Origin of the sequence: Streptomyces sp. NPDC102278, from assembly GCF_044766345.1 — a bacterium.
Classification (GTDB): domain Bacteria; phylum Actinomycetota; class Actinomycetes; order Streptomycetales; family Streptomycetaceae; genus Streptomyces.
Window position 1 is genome coordinate 1 of sequence record NZ_JBIWLV010000050.1, and the last position, 1,065, is coordinate 1,065.

At 65.3% G+C, this 1,065-nt stretch carries 1 protein-coding gene; it reads left to right on the forward strand.

What is annotated here, in order from left to right; translation table 11 throughout:
- Positions 1-67: 67 nt before the first annotated feature.
- On the forward strand, positions 68-1,065 hold a 998-nt coding region (locus tag ACIRO3_RS36885), incomplete at its 3' end, for a beta-galactosidase family protein (protein ID WP_404144146.1).

Below are 1,065 nucleotides of genomic sequence, written 5' to 3' on the forward strand. Positions count from 1 at the left end.
GCGTGTTTACGTAAACATGCAGGAGTGGCGCGAGTCCCGCGCACCCGTTCAGCTGAGGAGCACGCGCATGCCTCTTCTCCGGATCGATGATGACGGTTTCCGACTCGATGGGGAGCCGTTCCGTTTTCTTTCGGGTGGACTGCATTACTTCCGTGTTCATCCCGGTCATTGGCGTGATCGGTTGCGGAAGGCTCGTTTGATGGGGTTGAACACGGTGGAGACGTATGTGCCATGGAATCTTCACGAGCCGAGGCCAGGTGAGTTCCGGATGGAGGGGGGCTTGGATCTGCCGGGGTTTCTCGATCTGGCCGCCGCCGAGGGGTTGTTCGTGCTTCTGCGTCCCGGTCCGTACATTTGCGCGGAGTGGGAGGGTGGTGGTCTGCCGTCGTGGCTCCTGGCGGATCCGGACATTCGGCTGCGCAGCCGCGATCCCCGGTTCCTGGCCGCGGTGGACGACTACTTCCGCCAACTCCTGTTCCCGTTGCGGAGTCGGCTCGCCACGCGGGGTGGTCCGGTGCTCGCGGTGCAGGTGGAGAACGAGTACGGAGCCTACGGCGACGACACCGCCTATCTGGAGCACCTCGCCGACTCCCTGCGCGGCTGCGGTGTCGATGTGCCGCTGTTCACGTGTGATCAGCCGGCCGATCTGGAGCGCGGTGCGTTGCCGGGTGTTCTCGCGACCGCCAACTTCGGCAGTCGTTCGGCGCAGAGTCTCGCCGCGCTGCGGGCGGTCCGGCCGTCGGGGCCGCTGCTCTGTACGGAGTTCTGGATCGGTTGGTTCGACCGCTGGGGCGGCAACCACATCGTCCGCGACGCCGAGGATGCGGCGCAGGAGTTGGACGAACTGCTCGCCACCGGCGCCTCGGTCAACTTCTACATGTTCCACGGTGGTACGAACTTCGGTTTCATGAACGGCGCCAACGACAAGCACACCTACCGGCCCACCGTCACCTCCTACGACTATGACGCGCCCCTCGACGAGGCGGGTGACCCGACGGAGAAGTTCAACGCCTTCCGAGAGGTCATCGCCAAGTACGCCCCCGTCCCGACGGAGCCCCTGCCCGC